Genomic DNA, 20647 nt, shown 5'->3' on the forward strand with positions numbered 1-20647 from the left:
TCACTCCGCCGGCAGGGCGCGTTGCGACAGGGCAAAGCCCATCTGCTTGCGCTTTTCAGGCCGCTTGCGCGTCAGCGCCAGCACCATGCCCATCGAGATGGCGATGGCGATCTGCGAGGAGCCGCCATAGGAGATGAAAGGCAGCGTCATGCCCTTGGCCGGCACCAGCTGCAGGTTGACGCACATGTTGATGACGGCCTGCAGGCCAAACACGGTGACCAGCCCGCCGACCGCATAACGGGTGAAGTCGTCATGCTCCTTCAGCGCCGTGTTGAGGCCGCGCAGCACGATGAAGGCGAAGATCGACATGATGAAGAAGCACATGATCAGCCCGAACTCCTCGCCGGCGACCGAGAAGACGAAGTCGGCATGGCTGTCGGGAATGACCCGCTTGACCGTGCCCTCGCCCGGCCCGACGCCGAACCAGCCGCCATTGATCAGCGCCTCGCGCCCCATGTCGACCTGGAACGTGTCGCCTTCGCCGGTGAGGAACTTGTCGATGCGCAAGGCAACGTGCGGAAACACCGAATAGGCGGCGAACACGCCGCCGACGCCGGCGCCGCCAAGCGCGATGATCCACAACCACGGCAGTCCCGCCATGAAGAACATCACACCCCAGGTTCCGGTGATCAGCATGGTCTGGCCGAGATCCGGCTGTGCGACCAGCAGCGAGACGACCAGGGCAAGCAGCAGCATGGCGAACAGATTGCCCGGAATGTCCGGCTGGCGCTTGTGTTCGGCAAACAGCCAGGCGCACATGATGACGAAGGCCGGCTTGAGGAACTCGGACGGCTGGATCGACAGGCCGGCAAGCGAAACCCAGCGGCGCGCGCCCTTCACCTCGACGCCGATGTAAAGCACCGCCACCATCAGCACCAGCATGATGCACAGCATCACCAGCGCCATGCGCCGGATTTGCCTGGATTCGAGGAAGGAAACCGCCAGCATCACGCCAAGCGCCGGCACGGTGAAGATGATTTGCCTGGTGGCGAAGTGGAAACTGTCGAGGCCAATGCGTTCGGCCACCGCCGGGCTGGCGGCGAAGGACAGGACGATGCCCAGCCCCATCAGCGACAGGAACGCCGCCAGGAACCAGCGGTCGATCGTCCACCACCAGGTCGCAACCGGGCTTTTGTCGAGACGGCTCTGCATTATCGTGCCCCTCCGATGGGTTTCACACCCTCGATAGCATTCGCAGCTTGCCTGAAGGCTTCGCCGCGGACTTCGAAATTCTTGAACTGGTCGAAACTGGCGCAGGCCGGCGACAACAGCACCACCACCTCGCCGCTGTCGTCGCGAGCCGCATCGTGTGCGGCATGCTCGACCGCGGCACTCAGCGTGCCCGATATTTCGTAAGGCACGGCCTCGCCCAGGGTCGCCGAGAAGGCGGGCGCGGCCTCGCCGATCAGATAGGCCTTGGCGATGCGCGGGAAGAAGCCCCGCAACGGCTCGATGCCGCCCTCCTTGGGCAGTCCGCCGGCGATCCAGTAGATGCGCGGAAAGCTCGACAGAGCCGGTGCCGCCGCATCGGCATTGGTCGCCTTGGAATCGTTGACGAACAGCACATGGTCCTTGCGGCCGACCTGCTCCATGCGGTGCGCCAGGCCGGGAAAGCTTTCCAGCCCCGACTGGATCTCGCCAAGCTCCAGCCCGACCTTGAGGCAAGCAGCGACCGCGGCCAGCGCGTTTTGCGCATTGTGCTGGCCGCGCAGCGAGCCGATGCCTTCGAGGAAGGCGACGCGGCTGTAGCGGCCGTGCACGGCCTCCATCAGATTGCTGCCGTCGGCGAAATAGCCGTCGGTCAGCGGCAGCCGCTTGGAAATGCGGATGACATGCCGCCCCGCCCGTTCCAGCCGCTCGGCGATCTGCGCGCACCAGGAATCGTCGATGCCGATGATCGCCGTCTCGCTGCCGGCCACCAGCCGCTCCTTGATCGCCGCGTAATGCTGCATGGTGCCGTGCCGGTCGAGATGGTCGGGCGTCAAATTGAGCAGGATGCCGGCCGTCGGGTTGATCGAAGGCGCGAGGTCGATCTGGTAGGACGAGCATTCGACCACATAGTGCCGATTGGGCTCAGGCGGATCGAGCGTCATCACCGCGCGGCCGATATTGCCGCCCATCTGGGTGTCGCGTCCCGCCGCTTTCAGGATATGCGCGGTCAGCGCGGTCGTCGTCGACTTGCCGTTTGTGCCGGTGATGGCGATAAACGGTGCTGCCGGCGCGGCGAGCACCCGCTCGCGGCAGAAAAGCTCGATGTCGCCAATGATCTCGACGCCGGAACCGCGCGCCAGCTCCACCGTCCAATGCGGCTTGGGATGCGTCAGCGGCACGCCCGGCGACAGCACGAAAGCCGAGAACTTCGCCCAGTCGGCGCCGCGCAGATCGCCGGTCGCGATGCCGACCGCCGCCGCCTTGGCAACGCTGTCGGGATTGTCGTCCCAGGCCAGCACGTCTGCCCCGCCTGCGATCAGCGCGCGCGCCGTCGCAATCCCCGAGCCACCGAGCCCGAAGAGCGAAACGCGCTTGCCTGCGAAGGATGCGGCGGGGATCAAGCGGCCTCCTATCTCAGCTTCAGGGTGGACAGGCCGACCAGCGCCAGGATGACGGCGATGATCCAGAAGCGGATCACCACCTGGCTTTCGGTCCAGCCGAGCTTCTCGAAATGATGGTGGATCGGCGCCATCAGGAACACCCGCTTGCCGGTCATCTTGAAGTAGCCGACCTGGATGATGACAGACAGGATTTCCACGACAAACAATCCGCCGACGATGACCAGCACGATCTCATGCTTGGTGGCGACGGCGACCGTGCCGATCAGGCCGCCCATCGCCAGCGAGCCGGTGTCGCCCATGAAGATCGCCGCCGGTGGCGCGTTGAACCAGAGGAAGCCGAGACCAGCGCCGATGACCGAGCCAAGCACGACCGCCAGTTCGCCGGTGCCCGGCACGAAATGGATCTGCAGATATTCGGCGAACACCGCGTTGCCGGAGAGGTAGGCAATGACGCCGAAGGAGGCCGCCGCGATCATGATCGGCACGATCGCCAGCCCGTCGAGGCCGTCGGTCAGGTTCACCGCATTGCCGGCGCCGACGATGACGAAGCAGGAGAACGGAATGAAGAACCAGCCGAGATTGACGATGAATTCCTTGGCGAAGGGGAATGTCAGCGATGAGGAGAACGGCGCCTGCCCGTTATGCATGATCGCCCAGGCGGCGATGCCGGCAATGACGAATTCGAGCGCCAGCCGCGCCTTGCCGGAAAAACCGAGATGCGACTGCTTGGTTACCTTCAGATAGTCGTCGTAGAAGCCGATCAAGCCGAAGCCCAGCGTCACCAGCAAAACCACCCAGACATAGATGCTCGACAGGTTCGCCCACAGCAGCGACGAACCGATGATGCCGGAAAGGATCATCAGCCCGCCCATAGTCGGGGTGCCCGCCTTCTTGAAATGCGTCTGCGGCCCGTCGGCGCGGATCGGCTGGCCCTTGCCCTGGCGCAGCCGCAGCGAATTGATGATGGTCGGTCCGAAGATGAAGACGATCAGCGCCGATGTGATCAGCGCCCCGCCGGTGCGGAAGGTGATGTAGCGGAAGACATTGAAGACCGAGATCTTGTCCGCAAAATCGACGAGCAGTGTGAACATGCGCTTATCGTCCCCCGACCTGGGTCTGTTTGCTGGTTGTCGTTTCAGCCGGGAACTTACCCAGCAGCGCATCGACCAGTTTTGCGAAACCGATGCCTTTCGACGATTTGATCATCACCACGTCGCCCGGCTTCAAAGCGGCAAGCAGCAACGGCTTCAACTCCTCGACGCCGGCGCGGTATTCCGTCTTGATCTCGGCCGGCAACGCCTGCGCCAGCGCCCGCATTTCCGGGCCGCCGAGAAAGACGATCTGCGTCCCGGTGCCGACAATGAGATCGGCAAGGGCGGCATGCAGCTTGGTCGAATGGTCGCCGAGCTCCAGCATGTCGCCGAGCACGGCGATGCGGCGGCCCTCGCCCGTTACCGGCGTCGCGTTGAGCAGCGCCATGGCGGCGCCCATCGACGCCGGATTGGCGTTGTAGCTCTCGTCGATCAGCGTGATCGGCCCGCCGGGGTGGTTCGAAGTCGAGCCGCCGGGGTGGCGCAGCACATGGCGCTTGCCGCGCCCGCGCTCGGCCGAAAGATTGGCCAGCGCACGCGCCACCTGGTCGAGATCGGCACCGACAAGATGCGCCGCACCGAGCACCGCCAGCACGTTCTGCACCATATGGCGACCGGGCGCGCCGATGCGGGCCGTCACCTCGTGGCCGCTGATCCTGGCGGTGATGTCGGAATGGTCGGCATGGAGTTCGCATTTGACCAGCTTGAAGGTCGAGCGCGCATTCTCGCCGAAGCCGAAGACATGCTCGACGCCTGCGGCATGCGCCATCTTGTCCAGAAGCTTGAAGCGCGCATCGTCGCGGTTGAGGATGGCGGCGCCCTCCGGCTCCAGGCCTTCGAAAATCTCGGCCTTGGCCTTGGCGATCTCGTCGAGATTGCGGAAGAAACCGAGGTGGGCGGCCGCGATCATGGTGACGATGGCGACATGCGGCCTCACCATTTTGACCAGCGGCCGGATCTCGTCGGGATGGTTCATGCCGATCTCGAACACGGCGTAGTCGCAATCATCAGGCATGCGCGCCAGCGTCAGCGGTACGCCCCAGTGGTTGTTGAACGACTGCGCCGAGGCATGCACCTTGCCGACGACCGACAGCACGTGGCGCAGCGCTTCCTTGGTGGTCGTCTTGCCGGCCGAACCGGTGACCGCGATGATCTTGGCCTCAGAGCGGGCGCGCGCCGCGACACCAAGCTTTTCAAGTGCGGCCAGCACGTCTTCGACGACGATCATCGGCGCCGTCAGCCGGCCGAGCGACGGCAGCTTGCCTTCCGCCACCACCAGCACGCCGGCGCCGGCCTTGATGGCTAATGTGGCGAAGTCATGGCCGTCCATCGCTTCGCCCTTGATGGCGAAGAAGGCGTCGCCCGGCTGCAGGCTGCGGCTGTCGATGGAAATGCCTGATATGCCTTCCGGCATCGGCCCGAGCGGCCGCCCGTCCATGGCGGAAACCAGCGCCTCGGAGGTCCACAGCAGGCTCATGCGGCACGCTCCCTGAGCGCGGCGCGGACTTCCTCATGATCGGAGAAATGCAAGGTCTCGGTGCCGATCGTCTGGCCCTCCTCGTGGCCTTTGCCCGCCACGATCAGCGTGTCGCCGGCATGCAGCATGGCGACCGCCTCGTGAATTGCCTGGCGCCGGTCGCCGATCTCGATGGCACCGGGTGCGGCGGCAAGAATGGCGGCGCGGATCGTTTTCGGCACTTCCGAGCGCGGATTGTCGTCGGTGACGATGACGACATCGGCAAGCCGGGTCGCGATCTCGCCCATGATCGGCCGCTTGCCGCGGTCGCGATCGCCACCGCAGCCGAACACGACGATGACGCGGCCGGTCGTGAAGGGACGCACTGAAGCCAGCACATTTTCCAGCGCATCGGGTTTGTGGGCATAGTCGACATAGACCGGCGCGCCATTGGCGGTGGTGCCGACGAGATCGAGCCGGCCCGGCGCGCCCTTCAGTTTCTCCAATGCCATCAAGGCTTTGGCGACGGGCGTTCCGGTGGAAATGGCAAGCCCGGCCGAAACCAGCGCATTCGATATCTGGAAATCGCCGGCCAGCGGCAGGTCGACCTCGTAAAGCACGCCGCCAGCCTCGACCTCGGCGCGCTGGCGATGGCGTTCGTGCTCGACCCGCTTCAGCTTGAGGAAATCGCCATGGCGGCCGACCGTCAGCACGTCGAGCCCGGCAGCCTGTGCTGCCTTGATCGTCGGTGCCGACCACGGATCGTCGGCGAAGATGACGGCCGGCGCGCCTTTCGGCAGCAGCGTGTCGAACAGGCGCAATTTGGCGCGGTGATAGTCCTCGACGGTCGGATGATAGTCCATATGGTCGCGGCCGAGATTGGTGAAGCCGCCGGCCGCCAGCTTGACGCCGTCGAGGCGGCGCTGGTCGAGCCCATGGCTGGAAGCTTCCATCGAGGCATGGGTGACGCCGGCATCCGCCAATTCCTTGAGCAGCTGGTGCAAGGCGACCGGATCGGGCGTCGTCAGCGAGCCATAGTCGTTGCGACCCGGCGCCACCACGCCGGTGGTGCCGATCGAAGCGGCGGCATAGCCGGCCTGCTCCCAGATCTGCCTGGTGAAGGCGGCGACCGATGTCTTGCCGCTGGTGCCGGTCACCGCGACCATGGTCTCGGGCTGCTTGCCGAAATAGCGGGCCGCACTCAGCGCCAGCGCCAGCCGCGGATCGTCGACCGCCAGCACCGGGGCCTGCAGCCCGGCAATGGCGCTGACCGCCACGATCGCGGCAGCACCTCGGCCGGCAGCGTCGGCGGCATAGGTCGCGCCGTCCGCCTTGGTACCGGCGAGCGCGAAGAAGACGACGCCGGGTCTTACCTGGCGGGAATCCGACGAAATCCCGGTAACCTCCAGATCGGCGGAAGCTGTTCCTTCGACTGGCAGGATACCGGCTAGATCTCTGAGCTTCATCGGGTCCCGTTCACCACAACAAAATAGCGCGCAGTTACCGGCGCGCCCTAAGAATCACTGATAGGAAACCAGCGTTGCACCATTTTCATGGCTGAAATCTGGCTTCACGCCAAGCATGGCCGCGGAACGCCTGATGATGTTACCGGCCATAACCCCCGCATTCGCGGCCGCGACGTCTGTCATGCCAGGCTTTTCCGGGTGCGGGGCGTCGGCAATCGTAAACACGAGGTATTGCGGATCGTCCATCGGGAAGGCGGCGACGAAGGTATTGAAATTCAAATCCTTCGAGTAGCGGCCATTGATGACCTTCTCGGCTGTTCCGGTCTTACCGCCAACGCGGTAGCCGGGCACTCTGGCGTTTCTGGCCGAGCCCTTCTCGGCGTTGAGCGTATAGAGGTAGCGCATGCCCTCGACCGTCTTGTCGCTGACCACTTTCTTGGCCACTGCCATCGCTTCTGCCTGTGTGCGGACCAGGAAGGTAGGGTTCATCAGGAAGCCGCCATTCATCAGCGCCGCGCAGCCGACAGCTGCTTGCAGCGGCGTCGTCGACACGCCATGGCCGAAGGCGATGGTGAACGAATTGACCTGTTTCCAGACCTTCGGTTCGGTCGGGCGGGCGACTTCCGGCAGTTCGGTCAGCATCCTGTCCAAAATTCCAAGGCGATGCAGGAATTCGCGGTGCCCCTCGATGCCGACCATCTCGGCCTCCCTGGCCGACCCGATGTTGGACGAATAGAGGAACACTTCCGGCAACGACAGCACACGGTTCTTGCCGTGGAAATCGTGAATGGCCTGATGGCCGACCCGGATTGGATGCGAAGCGTCGAAGCGGCTCGCCATCGTCGCCTTGCCGGAATCGAGCGCCATGGCCGAGGTGAAGCTCTTGAAGGTCGAGCCCATCTCATAGAGACCCGCCGACATGCGGTTCAACCGCTCCTTGTCCTGTGCGTTGTACGGGTTGTTCGGATCGAAGTCCGGCACCGAGGCCATCGCCACCACTTCGCCGGTCTTGACGTTGAGCACGACGGCGCCAGCGCCTATGGCGCGATAGCGCTCCAGGCCGGCGGCGATCTCGTCGCGCACCACATGCTGGACGCGCAGATCGATCGAAAGCTTCACTGGCTTCAGATCCTTGGCGACCGCCAGGCCCGATGCCTGCAGGTCGCTCAAGCCCTGCTCGTCGACATATTTCTCCATGCCGGAGATGCCCTGGTTGTCGATGTTGGTGAGCCCGACAATGTAGGACGAGGTCTCGCCGCTCGGATAGAAGCGGCGCTTTTCGGTGCGGAAGCCGAAGCCGGGAATGCCAAGCTGCATGATGTCGGACTGCTGCTTGGGCGTCAGCTGCCGCTGCAGCCAAACGAAGCCGGCGCCGCTTTTCAGCTTGCGGTAGGTCTGCTCATAGTCGATCTCGGGAAGCACCGTCGACAGCTTCTCGATCGCCTCGTCGGCGTCGACGATGCGGCGCGGCTCCGCGAACAGCGACGCCGTCTTGATGTCCGTCGCCAGCACTTCACCGTTGCGATCGACAATGTCGGGCCGCGAGGCCGTCACCCGGCTCTGCGGACCGCCCGACATGTCGGGGGTCTGGAAGCCGAGATAGACCAGCCGCCCGGAGATGGTCGCGAAGATGCCGAAGAACACCGCCATCGTCATCGCGATGCGCGTCTTGCCCTTGCCGCCGGTCGCCTTGCGGGCGCCGTCGACCACGATCGACCCGCCTTCAACGGTCCTGGCGCGGCGCTTCAGCAGTTTGCCGATCATTGGGCGATGCCTCCGGTCACCACGGGGTCCTTGCCGCCCGCAGGCGCCTTGTCGGAATTGTCGGCCATGCCGCCCTGGCGTCCTTTCAGGATGTCCTGAATGTCCAGGGCCTTGGCCGGCAGGTCGCCGATGCCGACGATCTGGCGGGCGCTGACCGGCTGGAGTTCGAGCTGCGACTTGTAGAGTTCGGCCAGCCTCTGCAGCCGCGATGGCTGGGTGAGCAGGCTCCAATCGGCCTTGAGCAGGTCGATCGTGTCCTCCTCGTAGCGGATCTGCGCATGGATCTTCTGCACCGCCGCCAATTGTTCCTCGGCCTCGCGCTTGGTCTTGTAGGTAAGGGCCGCCGCCGAAACCATGACGGCGATCAGGACGATGTCGCTGGTACGAAACACGTGCTTATCTCTCCCCCGGCCGGTCGATGCCGGGAAGCTTTGGAAGGCCGAAAATCGAAAAATCGGTGTTGCGCGCCGGCGCCTCGGTGCGGATTGCCGCGCGCAGCCTGGCCGAACGGGCGCGCGGATTGACCGCGACCTCGGCGTCGCCGGCAGTCACGCCGCCGCCGGCCTTGCGGAAGGTTGCGGTACGCGCCTGCGCCTCGGGCATATGGCGCGAGCCGGTCACGGCGTCGGCGCGATCTGCGATGAAGCGCTTGACGATGCGGTCTTCCAGGGAATGGAACGTCACCACGGCGAGACGCCCGCCAGGCTTCAGCGCGCGTTCGGCGGCGAACAATGCCTTGGCCAGTTCGCCAAGCTCGTCATTGACGAAGATGCGCAGCGCCTGGAAGACCCGCGTTGCCGGATGGATCTTGTCCTTCGGCGCGCGCCCGACATGCGTCTCGATGGCGTCGGCGAGTTCCAGCGTGCGCTCGAACGGCCGCTTTTCACGGCGAGCCTCGATCATGCGGGCAATGCGCCCGGCATGACGCTCCTCGCCGAGGAAGCCGAAGATGCGGGCAAGGTCGCCCGGCTTGAAGCTGTTGACGACATCGGCGGCGCTCAAACCCGCCTGTGCCATGCGCATGTCGAGCGGCCCATCGGCGCGGAATGAAAACCCGCGCCCGGCCTGGTCGAGCTGCATCGAGGACACGCCGATGTCGAGCACGACGCCATCGACGCTTTCGACGTGCTCATCCAGCGTCGAGAACGGCGCCTGCACCAGCCTCAGCCTGCCGCCCGATTGCGCCTCGAGGTCGCGCCCGGCAGCGATCGCATCGGGATCACGGTCGATCGCCACGACGGAAGCCCCTGTCGCCAGTATGGCCCTGGTGTAGCCGCCGGCGCCGAACGTGCCGTCGATGATGATGTCGCCCTGCGCCGGCACTAGCGCTTCGAGCACTTCGCCAAGGAGGACCGGAATGTGGCGGACCGATCCGCCAACGGCGTGAAGGTCATCGCCGTGGCCCACCGTCATTCCGGTCGCTCCCCAGGCTTCGTCCCCTGCCGAAGCTGCAACAGCCGGGCCCGCGCCTGCGCCCCATAGGCCGCTAGCCGTCCCGGCTCCCAGATCTGAAAGAAATTGCCGCGCCCGACAAAGGCCACTTCCGCCGAAATGCCGGTGTGCTCGCGAATGAAATCGCTCATCGTGATGCGGCCGTCCTGATCGAGCTTCAGGAACGTGCCGTCGCCATGACAGAAGAACGACATGTCGTCCGCCGTCTGCAGGAAGGGATCTTCGAGCGCGATGCGCTGCTCGTAGCGGTCGAGCAGATCGAGCCCGCCGACATCCATCGCCGGCTGGTCGAGGCAACGCAGCGCATAGAGTTCCGAATAGCCGCGCTTCTGCACGACGGCACGGAAATGCGCCGGAACGGACACCCGTCCCTTCGCATCGATCCTGCTCACCGTGTTTGACAGAAACCGGTCCATTGAACGTCACAGCCGCTTGCGCCGCCGCACCCCTCTCCATCTTGTCGCACGCGCCGCCGCGACGCGTTCCCTGCCCCGTATCGGCCTCGTCCACACGGGCAAGAACCGGCAAACGCGCAGCCACCGCGGCTGCCCGATTGGCGTACGCTTTACCCTGACGCGGAACGAAGGCTTTGATGTCTGAATGGGATATCATGGGGCACTATGGGCGTCAACGGGAATAGGCTTCACAAACACGCGCGCCGCGACCAATGGGACAGCCTTGACGGCACGTCTCGTTTTTATGATCCATTAAGCCTAACGAACCGTTTAGACGGATCTTGCAGGCTGACTTGAGGCCGTCGTTGCAGGCACAACAAGACTGGCTCCCGCCATGCAAAATCCGTAATCTCCGATGCGGAGTTGTATCTCCTGGGGATCCAGCATCGCCAAGGTGCGAAACGTCAGGTGCAAGGAAACTGGAATGGACGAGCAGTTACACGCCCCCACAAAGCGTCGTGTCGTATACACCTGCCTGTTTGGCTATTCGGAGAAATTTGCCGATGCTGAATATGAGAGTGACGGCAGGACTGATTTTGTCTGTTTTACGGATGACAAAAGCCTTCACTCGAAGATTTGGAATTTCCGGTACATAGATGCGGATCTCCTTGGGCCCGTCAGGGTAGCGAAGATGGTGAAAATCCTGGCGCATCGTTTCCTGGGCAACTACGAGGCCAGCCTCTATTTGAACAACACGGCTATGCTCAACTCACCGATATCGACTATCTTTGATTATCTGAGGGACGACCAATCCCCGATGATCTGCTTTCAACACTCGGAGCGGTCCTGCATCTACGCCGAGGCCGAGGCGGTTATCGCATTGGAGTACGACAATGCGGCCGTCATTCGGGAGCAAATGAGCCACTACCAACGAATCGGCCACCCAGTGGATGGCGGCCTGATCTTCGGTGGGGTGCTTCTGCGCCGCCACAACGATATCGCCCTGCGGTCAGTAATGGAGCAGTGGTTCTACCAGGTTTGCAGATACTCCTATCGGGATCAGCTTTCCTTCAATGCCGTTGCTAGAAAAATGGCTTTTACGCCGAATTATTTCCCCGGAAATATAAGTGACGGAAAACTTTTTAGGTCTCCGCTGGTGCCGGATAGCATGAGACTTCCACGGGGTTTTAGTGACAATGTCTATCTTGACTTGCACGAGGACGTCAGGCTCTCCGGCATGAACCCGCGCGAACATTATCTGAAACATGGTATGGCCGAGGGGCGCCCCTACCGCCCCGTTCCGCGACCCGAATAGGCGATCAGGCAATTGATGACACGACCGCCGGCTGCCGATAGCCTCATCACCATGACTTGCACTGGAATGAACATCGATGTCTGAAACAGCGAACGCACGCGCTGCGGCACTTCCCCATCTGCGCAACAACGGGCTCGCCAAGGGCGATCCGATCCCCCTGCCGCTGACCATGGCCGCGATCTATCACACGCCCGGCGACGCCACTGGTTTCGACCAGTACGGCCGCTTCAGCAATCCGACCTGGGATGCGGTCGAGCACATGCTGGCGCATCTGGAAGGTGCGCCCTGCGTCGCCTTTCCATCCGGGATGGCTGCGATCTGTTCGGTGTTTTTCGCCCTGCTCAAGACCGGCGACCGTATCCTGCTGCCTTCCGACGGCTATCACACGACAAGGGCACTGGCCGATCGCTTCCTGAAGCCGTTTGGCGTCACCTATGATGTGAGGCCGACATCGACCTTCCTCGATGGTGGCTTCGACGGCTATCGCCTCGCCTTTGTCGAAACCCCCGCCAATCCGGGGCTGGATATCTGCGACATCGCCGCTGTCGCCGCGGCCGCTCACAAGGCCGGCGCGCTGCTTGCGATCGACAACACGACGATGACGCCTTTCGGCCAGCGTCCGCTCGACCATGGTGCCGACATCGTCGTCGCCGCCGACACCAAGGCGCCCAATGGCCATTCCGACGTGCTGTTCGGCCATGTCGCCAGCCGCAATGCCGATATCATCACCGCCGTGACCGGCTGGCGTGAGGTTTCCGGCAGCATTCCCGGGCCGTTCGAGGCGTGGCTGGTGCATCGCGGCCTCGAAACGCTGGATGTGCGCTTCGACCGCATGTGCTCTTCGGCGGAAGTGATCGCACGGCGGCTGAAAGGCCACCGGGCGATCAGCGGCCTGCGTTTTCCCGGACTGGAAAGCGATCCGTCGCACAACCTTGCCCGCGCCCAGATGGAGCGCTTCGGCTTTCTCATCTCTTTCGAGCTCGCCTCGGAGGACAAGGCCGAGGATTTCATCAACAACTGTGCCTTGATGCAGGCCGCGACATCCTTCGGCGGCGTCCACACCTCCGCCGAACGCCGCACGAAAAGAGGCGATGCGGTACCCGCCGGTTTCGTTCGCCTCTCGGTCGGCTGCGAACCGGTGGAAGAACTCTGGAAGGCGATCGAGACGTCGCTGGACAAGATCAGCGGCTGATCAGTCGACTACGAATCGATGTCGTCGGCTTCGATGTTGCGCTTGCCATGCAGCACGCGGATGATTTCGATCACGTCGTTACCGACCCGGTACAGGGTAAGGTAGTCGCCCACGACCAGATGACGGATGCCGGGTGCAATGTCGTCGCGCGGCGCGCCTGAGAAGGGATGCAATGTCAGCAAATCCCACCGTCGTTCCAACGCATCCACGAGACGGACTGCTGCCCGGGGATCGTGGCCGGCAATGTAGTCACCGATATCTTCAAGGTCGACCTCTGCCTGAGGAAGCAGGCGGTATTTCACTCCTGGAGGTCCTTGGCCTCCGCCAGTTTCAGATATTTGGCGCGCAATCGTTCCATGAGTGGCGGCCCCTCCAATGCCGGCCCGCTGTCGATCCCTTCCTGCACCAGCTTGCGCAGTTCCTCGACCGTGTAGCCATACAGATCGCGTCGGTCCTTCCATTGCCTGAGCGCGTCGCGGATCACTTCGCTCGCCGAGGCATATTCGCCGGCGGCGACCACGTCGTCCACCGCCTGCGCCAGTTCCGGCGACAGCGTTATGCTGCGTTTGTCGACCTGTCCCATCGCGGGGCTCCTGATGCCATTTCTGGCGATGGTACGATTTAATCGCACCAATTTCAAGCAACCGGCGGGCTCCCGCTGCTGGGATAAACAGCTGAAGAGCTTGAATCGGCAGGCGCGCCCGAGGGCGCAACCTGCTGATCTCAAAAGACTTCTCTTCGATATCGTAGAGAGAATTGCCAGCTGGCCTGTAAGCCGGGTTCTGTATGGCCCTCGCCCCTTGCGGGGCGATAGCGTGGCGGCCATTCATCTTGGGCGCATGTTGCCATGCGCCTCACGCAACCTACCCGGACGGTGAGCCGGAAACAGCCCTCGAGGGTTTCCCCTCGCACCGCCCCTATTCGGTCTTGCTCCCGGTGGGGTTTACCGTGCCGCTCCTGTTGCCAGTCGCGCGGTGGGCTCTTACCCCACCCTTTCACCCTTGCCCCGAATCCGGCAAGCCGGGTCGTGGCGGTTTGCTTTCTGTGGCACTTTCCCTGGGGTCGCCCCCGCCGGCCATTAACCGGCACCGTGTCTCCATGGAGCCCGGACTTTCCTCACCCGCGGCCTTTCGGCTGTTGCGGGTGCGGCCGCCCAGCCAGCTGGCAAGGCGTATAAAGGGGTTCACGCTCGAAAACGCAAACGAAAAAGCCGGCTATTGCGGCCGGTTCCTCGCAGGCAGTCGGCTAAAGCGCCGCCATCTGCACCTTGACCTTGCTGCAATAGGCGGCCGACACCGGGTTCATCCGCGTTGCGGCGTGGCCGGCATTGTATTTCAGGATCGTGCCGCATGTGGTGCCGCCGCCGAGATCCTGCGCCATGGCGAGGTACTTCATGCCGTATTTGATGTTGGTGTCGGGGTCGAAGAGCCCCTTCGCCGAACCGTTGTAGCCCATCATCCGCGCCGTCGCCGGCTTGATCTGCATCAGGCCGACCTCGCCGGCGCTGCCGACCATGTTCGGCCGGTAGTTGCTCTCGATCCTGATGACGGCGTGTGCGAGCGAAACCGGTACGCCATAGCTTGCGGCATAGCGCGCGACGATCGCCGAATACTGACCGCCGCTGGCCACCGCGGCCGTCGACGCCGCCGCGTTCCTGAGGCCGATCGACGCCGTTGTCGTCATGTCCACGGTCTTGCGGCCGCGCTTGGTCTGCCTTTTGGCGGATTTCTTCGGCTTGGTCCAACTTGCCTTTTCCATTTTCGCGGAAGCCCGCTTCGTCGCCTTGGCGTCGTGGCCTGCCTTGCCGCTTTTTGCGGACACTGTAACGAGCCCTTGATCCACCCGCGGGCTGAGTGACGCGGCATTCGCCGTGCTCAAGGCAAAAGTCATTACGCCGGCAGCAAGAGCTGCCGTTAAAACGGTCAATTTCTGCATGTGATCCTGTTCTGTCTGAACCGCGTGAAGATGTTCACGCAGCAACGCTTAATCAATATCGGAACATCCGGGGGGCTGGGGGTCCGACAACTTGCACGCCAGCCGTTTGACGTTCGAATTGGTGCCAAACAAGGCCAGGCAAGTCACTTTGAGTGACAGCTTGTAATTTAAGGATTTGGAAAGGACTGCTTGGGCGAGGTCTTCCGCAGGGTCAGGACCTTGCGGAACCAAGCAGCCTTTGCAGCGTCCGCAGTGTCGAACCGTCGGCAATGCCATTGACCAGGCGCGGCCGGAAATGCCGCTGAAATGCCTCGACGACAATCTCCGTCAGCCGGTCGAAAGTGCCCGAAATTTCAATACCATAGCCGTAGAGCGCCAGCATCGACTGCAACGCCTCGACATCGGCGCCGGTGTCACCGGCCTTGAGCACGGGGCCTCGCCTGACCGGTGCGGCTGCCACGAGATGGCCGACACCGGCCTCGAACAGCGTCCTCCACGGAAACTTCTCGCCTGGGTCGATCTTGCGTCCCGGCGCCACATCGGAATGCGCCAGCACCCGCTCTGAGACAATGGAATGGCGCTCGGCGATGCCCGTGCACAGGCCGATCACCGCATCGATCTGCCGCCTGGGGAAACCGGGATAGCCCAAAGAATGGCCCGGATTGACGATTTCGATGCCGACCGAACAGGAATTGATGTCGGCGCGTCCGAACCACGAACTCTTGCCGGCGTGCCAGGCGCGGTCGCTTTCCCTGACCATCTGCACGATGTGGCCGTTCTCATGCACGAGATAGTGCGACGAAACCTCGCTGGCCGGGTCGCACAGCCACGCCTCGGCCCCGGCGCCTGTCGCCATACCGGTGTAGTGCAGCACGATCATGTCGGGTCTGAGCGTGTCGCGACGCGGACCGAAATTCGGCGATACCCTGACCTCGGCACTGGGCTCGTCGGGCAGGAAGCCGCTCATGCGTGCCGCAGGCCCCGCTCGATCATCTCATAGGCGGCATTGATCGCCGCCACCCTCGTCGTTGCGATCTTGATGAATTCCTGCGGCAGGCCGCGCGCGATCAGCCGGTCCGGATGATTGTCGGACACCAGCTTGCGATAGCGTTTCCTGACCTCTTCGAACGGCTTGCCGCGTTCGATGCCGAGCACGACATAGGGATCGCCGGCGCCGAGATTGACGTGTCGCGCCAGGATGCTTTCGTAGTGCGCCTCGTCGATGCGGAAAATCTCGGCGATGCGATGCAGGAACAGGCCTTCGCGCTCATGCACCAGCCCGTCAGCCTTGGCGATGTGGAACAGACCGTCGAGTATGTCTTCCAGCATCACGCAGTTGGAATGCCCTGACCCGCACATCTGCGCCATCCGCTCGGCATAGATCTCGAATCCTGCCACGTCGCGCTGAGCAAGATCGAAAAGCCGCGCCACGTTGCGCGTCTCTTTCGCCGGCACCTCGAATATTTCCTGGAAGGCGCGCACCTCATCCTGGGTCACGATGCCATCGGCCTTGGCCATCTTGGCCGACAGCGCGATCATCGCCACCGAGAAGGCGACCCGCCGGCGCAAATCCGCGTCGCCGGAGAAAACCGTGCGCACGGCTTCGACGACGTCGGCGACGCCCGACGAGGCTGACGACGACACGCGCATGATGAAGTCGCCGAGGCGGTCCCAAATCGACATGACCGCTTCTTAGTGCGAGCGCCCGCCGCTATCAAGCCGGGACAGTGCCGCAGGCTCGGCGCATCCGGTCGGCCTGACGCCGAACGGGATGTGGCCGCGGTGCGCGGACAGTGTGAGGAAGGCCAGCGCGGTGCCAGCCTTCCTCATTCATCACACGAAGTACTGCTTACTCACTACTGCGCGGGTGCAGGAGCCGGTGTTGCCGGAGCCGGTTCGGTGGGCTTTGGTGCAGCAGGTGTTGCCGGCTTCATCGGCTGCTCGGCGGCCGGCGGATTGGTGCTTTGGGTGGTGGTGTTGTCCGTGCCGCTGTTGCTGCAGGCAGCAACGCCGAGCAGGGCCAAGGCGGAAACGGACGCAAGAATGAGCTTTTTCATAATTTCTCTCCTTCAATACGCGTTCACGTTGCGGTGAACGGTCGAAGAGGAAATGCATCAGATGGCTATGAGTTTCGTAACATTGCGTTTCCGCATGTAACATCGCCTGGTCCGTTTGCGATTGCCGGCCGGACGGCGGCGAACTAACAGGACGTGTTGCACAGATGAACTGAAAGATGCCGGGAGCCGCCATGACCGCGAAGTGGGATTTCTGGATCGATCGCGGCGGCACGTTCACCGATGTCATCGGCCGCGACCCGCAAGGCGGGCTGCATCCGCGTAAGCTCCTCTCCGAAAATCCCGAAGCCTATGCCGACGCCGCCATTCAAGGCATTCGCGACCTTCTCGGCCTGCCCTCCGGCGGCGCGATCCCGTCCGGCCTGATCGGCGACATCAAGATGGGCACCACGGTCGCCACCAATGCGCTGCTGGAGCGCAAGGGCGACCGGGTCCTGCTGCTCATCACCAAGGGCTTTCGCGATGCGCTGAAGATCGCCTATCAGGCGCGCCCGGACATCTTCGCCAAAGAAATCATCCTTCCCGAACAGCTCTACGAGCGTGTCATCGAGATCGACGAGCGCGTGCGCGCCGATGGCTGCGTCGAACGATTGCTCGACATCGCCGCTTGCCGGCCGGCGATCGAACAGGCCAGGGCCGATGGCATCGACGCCGTCGCCATCGTCTTCATGCACGCCTGGAAATATCCCGATCACGAGAAGGCGGTGGCAAGAGTCTGCCGGAAGCTCGGTTTTGGCCAGGTCTCGGTCAGCCATGAGGTGTCGCCGCTGATCAAGCTGGTCGGCCGCGGCGACACCACCGTGGTCGACGCCTATCTGTCGCCGATCCTGTCGAGATATGTGCGCAAGGTGGCGGGGGAACTGGGGATTATTGGAAACAGCGGCGGCGCTGCCCCTCATCCGCCTGCCGGCACCTTCTCCCCGTATAATGACGGGGAGAAGGGAGAGGCTCCAACGCTGGCGCCCCCCTCTCCCCGTCCTTCACGGGGAGAGGGTAAGGGAGAGGGGCAGCACCAACCCCACCTCATGTTCATGATGTCTTCCGGCGGCCTCACCGCCGCTGACATGTTCCAGGGCAAGGACGCGCTGCTGTCAGGGCCGGCCGGCGGCGTTGTCGGCATGGTCGAGACGGCGAAGCTCGCCGGCTTCGGAAAAGTCATCGGCTTCGACATGGGCGGTACCTCCACCGATGTCGCCCACTATGACGGCGAGTATGAGCGCGCCTTCGACACCGAGGTCGCCGGCGTGCGCATCCGCGCGCCGATGATGCGCATCCACACCGTCGCCGCCGGCGGCGGCTCGATCCTGCACTACGAGGCCGGCCGCTTCCGTGCCGGACCGGACTCCGCCGGCGCCAATCCCGGTCCGGCAGCCTACCGCCGCGGCGGCCCGCTCGCCGTCACCGACGCCAATGTCATGCTGGGCAAGCTGCAACCCGATTTCTTCCCGGCCATTTTCGGACCCGGCCAGGACCAGCCGCTCGATGTAGAGACCGTGCGCGCAAAATTCACCGCATTGTCCGCCGAAATCGGCGATGGCCGCACGCCGGAGGCTGTCGCCGAAGGGTTCGTCACCATCGCCGTCGAAAACATGGCTAACGCCATCAAGAAGATTTCCGTCCAGCGCGGCTACGACGTCACCGAATATCTGCTCAATTGCTTCGGCGGCGCCGGCGGCCAGCATGCTTGCCTGGTTGCCGACGCGCTCGGCATGGAGGCGGTGCTGATCCATCCCTTTTCCGGCCTGCTGTCGGCCTATGGCATTGGCCTGTCCTCGGTCTTTGCCTCGCGCCAGCAGGCGCTGCTCAAGCCTCTTGCCGAAGAGTCCAGAACCGAGATCGGCAACCTCATCGCCATCTTGAGAAAAGCCGTCATCGCCGAGCTCGCGGCGCAAGGCATCGCCGAGGATGCGGTTGCCGCCAAGCCGGTGCTGCACATTCGCTATGACGGCACCGACACGACCCTGCCGGTGAATTTCGAGGAGGACTCGATTTTCCAGGCCAAGCGCGACTTCGAAATCGCCCACAAGGCGCAGTTCGGTTTCGTTTATGACGACAAGCCGATGATCGTCGAGACCGTTGGCGTCGAAGGCACCGAAATCAGCGAGAGCAGGCCAGAGGCCTGCGCACCTGCCGGACCTGCACGGGTCGAGGCCATATCTTCAGAAAGCCGGCGCATCTATTCCGAGGGCCGGTGGCACGAGGCCGGCGTCTACCGCCGCGAAACCCTGCGTCCGTCCAATCTGGTCACCGGCCCTGCCCTGATCATCGAGCCGAACCAGACCATCGTCGTCGAGCCAGGCTGGCGGGCCGAAATCACCAATCTGAACCATGTGGTTGTACGCCGTGTGGAAAAGAAAGCGCGCACCGCGGCGCTCGGCACCGAGGCCGATCCGGTGATGCTGGAAGTCTTCAACAATTTGTTCATGTCGATCGCCGAGCAGATGGGCGTGACGCTGCAGAACACCGCCTATTCCGTCAACATCAAGGAAAGGCTGGATTTCTCCTGCGCCGTGTTCGACCGCAACGGTGCGCTTGTCGCCAATGCGCCGCACATGCCGGTGCATCTGGGCTCCATGGATCGTTCGGTCGAAACCATCATCCGATTGAATTCCGGCGACATCCACCCCGGCGACGTCTTTGCCCTCAACGCGCCTTACAATGGCGGCACGCATCTGCCCGATATCACCGTGGTGACGCCGGTTTTCGACGACACCAAGCAGAAAATCCTCTTCTGGGCCGCCTCGCGCGGTCACCATGCCGATATCGGCGGCACCGCCCCTGGCTCGATGACGCCGCTTGCCACCACGGTCGACGAGGAAGGCGTGCTGTTCGACAATTTCCGCATCGTCGACCGCGGCCGCTTCCGCGAGAAGGAGCTGGAAACGCTGCTCACCGACCACCTTTGGCCGGCGCGCAATCCGCACCAGAACATTGCCGACCTCAAGGCGCAGATCGCCGCCAACGAGAAGGGTGTCGCCGAACTGCGCAAGATGGTCGCGCATTTCGGCCTCGATGTCGTCGAGGCCTATATGGGCCATGTCCAGGACAATGCCGCCGAAAGCGTGCGCCGCGTGCTGGAGCGGTTGCCGGACGCCTCCGAATATGAATATCCGACCGACACCGGCCAGCTCATCAAGGTGAAGATCACGGTCGATCGGCAAAAGCGCGAGGCGACGGTCGACTTCACCGGAACGTCGAAGGTCGAGAAGAACAATTTCAATGCGCCGGAGCCGGTCGCCCGCGCGGCCGTCCTCTACGCCTTCCGTGTCATGGTCGAGGACATGATCCCGATGAATGCCGGCTGTCTCAGGCCGATCAACATCATCATTCCCGACGGATCGATGCTGAAACCCGCCTACCCGGCTGCCGTCGTCGCCGGCAATGTCGAGACCTCGCAGCACGTCACCAATGCCCTGTTCGGCGCCATGGGCGCCATGGCCAACGCGCAAGGCACGATGAACAACCTGACCTTCGGCAACAAGACGTACCAGTATTACGAGACGATCTGCTCCGGCTCGCCCGCCGGCCAAATGAACTCCGGCCGCGGCTTTGCCGGAACCTCCGGCGTCCACACCCACATGACCAATTCGCGCCTGACCGACCCGGAAGTCCTGGAATTGCGCTTTCCCGTGCTGCTCGAGGATTTCCACATTCGGGAGGGTTCCGGCGGCAAGGGCAGATGGAGCGCCGGCGACGGCACCAAGCGCACCATCCGCTTCCTCGAGAAGATGGAATGCGCGATCCTGTCCTCGCATCGCAACCGCCCGCCACAGGGACTAGACGGTGGTGGCGACGGCGAGGTCGGCTCGACCAGGGTCCGCCGCAAGGACGGCACGATCGACATGCTGAAGGCCTGCGACCAGACCGTGCTAGAAGCGGGCGACGCTGTCATCCTGACGACGCCGACGCCGGGCGGATTTGGCAAGGCCTGAACTCACGTCAACAGGCTGTCAC

18 protein-coding genes and 1 other RNA gene are annotated in these 20647 nt (G+C 63.4%); 3 read left to right on the plus strand and 16 right to left on the minus strand.

Annotated elements, in window-relative coordinates:
• Genes ftsW through mraZ form a run of 9 tightly spaced genes read right to left on the minus strand, consistent with a single transcriptional unit; the run spans position 1 to position 10197 of the window.
• Positions 1-1152, minus strand: a complete 1152-nt coding sequence (gene ftsW / locus BPNPMPFG_RS08515) for a putative lipid II flippase FtsW (RefSeq protein ID WP_258594685.1) — start codon at positions 1150-1152, stop codon at positions 1-3.
• A complete protein-coding gene (gene murD / locus BPNPMPFG_RS08520) occupies positions 1152-2552 on the minus strand; it encodes a UDP-N-acetylmuramoyl-L-alanine--D-glutamate ligase (protein WP_258594686.1) in 1401 nt (466 codons plus the stop codon). The genes ftsW and murD overlap by 1 nt, the downstream gene beginning before the upstream one ends.
• An 8-nt stretch (positions 2553-2560) precedes the next feature.
• Positions 2561-3643 carry a phospho-N-acetylmuramoyl-pentapeptide-transferase gene (gene mraY, locus BPNPMPFG_RS08525; protein ID WP_258594688.1) on the minus strand — a complete coding sequence of 361 codons (1083 nt, stop codon included), beginning with the start codon at positions 3641-3643 and terminating at the stop codon, positions 2561-2563.
• A gap of 4 nt (positions 3644-3647) precedes the next feature.
• Complete coding sequence (locus BPNPMPFG_RS08530; protein WP_258594690.1) at positions 3648-5120, minus strand: UDP-N-acetylmuramoylalanyl-D-glutamyl-2,6-diaminopimelate--D-alanyl-D-alanine ligase; 1473 nt, start codon at positions 5118-5120, stop codon at positions 3648-3650.
• Positions 5117-6565, minus strand: a complete 1449-nt coding sequence (locus BPNPMPFG_RS08535) for a UDP-N-acetylmuramoyl-L-alanyl-D-glutamate--2,6-diaminopimelate ligase (RefSeq protein WP_258594691.1) — start codon at positions 6563-6565, stop codon at positions 5117-5119. Before BPNPMPFG_RS08535 ends, BPNPMPFG_RS08530 begins: the two co-directional genes overlap by 4 nt.
• 54 nt (positions 6566-6619) lie before the next feature.
• Complete coding sequence (locus BPNPMPFG_RS08540) at positions 6620-8329, minus strand: peptidoglycan D,D-transpeptidase FtsI family protein (RefSeq protein ID WP_258594692.1); 1710 nt, start codon at positions 8327-8329, stop codon at positions 6620-6622.
• Positions 8326-8721, minus strand: coding sequence for a cell division protein FtsL (gene ftsL / locus BPNPMPFG_RS08545; RefSeq protein WP_258594693.1), 396 nt, complete (start codon positions 8719-8721; stop codon positions 8326-8328). Before ftsL ends, BPNPMPFG_RS08540 begins: the two co-directional genes overlap by 4 nt.
• A 4-nt stretch (positions 8722-8725) precedes the next feature.
• Positions 8726-9742 carry a 16S rRNA (cytosine(1402)-N(4))-methyltransferase RsmH gene (gene rsmH / locus BPNPMPFG_RS08550; protein ID WP_258594694.1) on the minus strand — a complete coding sequence of 339 codons (1017 nt, stop codon included), beginning with the start codon at positions 9740-9742 and terminating at the stop codon, positions 8726-8728.
• Positions 9739-10197: a division/cell wall cluster transcriptional repressor MraZ gene (mraZ, locus tag BPNPMPFG_RS08555; RefSeq protein ID WP_258594696.1), complete on the minus strand. Its 459-nt coding sequence runs from the start codon at positions 10195-10197 to the stop codon at positions 9739-9741. The genes rsmH and mraZ overlap by 4 nt, the downstream gene beginning before the upstream one ends.
• A gap of 463 nt (positions 10198-10660) precedes the next feature.
• Here mraZ and BPNPMPFG_RS08560 point away from each other — a divergent pair, with 463 nt between their 5' ends.
• Complete coding sequence (locus BPNPMPFG_RS08560; RefSeq protein WP_258594698.1) at positions 10661-11491, plus strand: glycosyltransferase domain-containing protein; 831 nt, start codon at positions 10661-10663, stop codon at positions 11489-11491.
• Between the two features lie 76 nt (positions 11492-11567).
• Positions 11568-12683, plus strand: coding sequence for a cystathionine gamma-lyase (locus tag BPNPMPFG_RS08565; protein WP_258594700.1), 1116 nt, complete (start codon positions 11568-11570; stop codon positions 12681-12683).
• A gap of 8 nt (positions 12684-12691) precedes the next feature.
• Here BPNPMPFG_RS08565 and BPNPMPFG_RS08570 read toward each other — a convergent pair whose 3' ends face one another.
• The 7 genes from BPNPMPFG_RS08570 to BPNPMPFG_RS08600 form a co-directional block, all read right to left on the minus strand.
• Complete coding sequence (locus tag BPNPMPFG_RS08570) at positions 12692-12985, minus strand: type II toxin-antitoxin system RelE/ParE family toxin (protein ID WP_258594702.1); 294 nt, start codon at positions 12983-12985, stop codon at positions 12692-12694.
• Positions 12982-13266 (minus strand): type II toxin-antitoxin system ParD family antitoxin, encoded by a 285-nt coding sequence (locus BPNPMPFG_RS08575; protein ID WP_258594703.1) that lies wholly within the window; start codon positions 13264-13266, stop codon positions 12982-12984. The genes BPNPMPFG_RS08570 and BPNPMPFG_RS08575 overlap by 4 nt, the downstream gene beginning before the upstream one ends.
• Positions 13267-13438: 172 nt before the next feature.
• Positions 13439-13848, minus strand: an RNA gene (gene rnpB / locus BPNPMPFG_RS08580) — RNase P RNA component class A.
• 80 nt (positions 13849-13928) lie between these two features.
• The gene (locus tag BPNPMPFG_RS08585; protein WP_258594704.1) at positions 13929-14618 is read right to left on the minus strand and encodes a lytic transglycosylase domain-containing protein; all 690 of its coding nucleotides are present in this window, start codon (positions 14616-14618) and stop codon (positions 13929-13931) included.
• 211 nt (positions 14619-14829) lie between these two features.
• On the minus strand, positions 14830-15585 hold the full coding sequence (locus BPNPMPFG_RS08590) for an N-acetylmuramoyl-L-alanine amidase (RefSeq protein WP_258594705.1): 756 nt from the start codon (positions 15583-15585) through the stop codon (positions 14830-14832).
• Positions 15582-16301, minus strand: a complete 720-nt coding sequence (locus BPNPMPFG_RS08595; RefSeq protein ID WP_258594707.1) for a J domain-containing protein — start codon at positions 16299-16301, stop codon at positions 15582-15584. The genes BPNPMPFG_RS08590 and BPNPMPFG_RS08595 overlap by 4 nt, the downstream gene beginning before the upstream one ends.
• A 173-nt stretch (positions 16302-16474) precedes the next feature.
• Positions 16475-16675 carry a hypothetical protein gene (locus BPNPMPFG_RS08600; protein ID WP_258594709.1) on the minus strand — a complete coding sequence of 67 codons (201 nt, stop codon included), beginning with the start codon at positions 16673-16675 and terminating at the stop codon, positions 16475-16477.
• A 191-nt stretch (positions 16676-16866) separates the two neighbouring features.
• Between BPNPMPFG_RS08600 and BPNPMPFG_RS08605 the strand changes: the two genes are divergently transcribed.
• The gene (locus BPNPMPFG_RS08605) at positions 16867-20625 is read left to right on the plus strand and encodes a hydantoinase B/oxoprolinase family protein (protein ID WP_258594710.1); all 3759 of its coding nucleotides are present in this window, start codon (positions 16867-16869) and stop codon (positions 20623-20625) included.
• The last annotated feature ends 22 nt before the right edge of the window (positions 20626-20647 follow it).

The sequence above is a fragment of the Mesorhizobium sp. AR07 genome (genome assembly GCF_024746815.1).
Classification (GTDB): Bacteria; Pseudomonadota; Alphaproteobacteria; order Rhizobiales; family Rhizobiaceae; genus Mesorhizobium.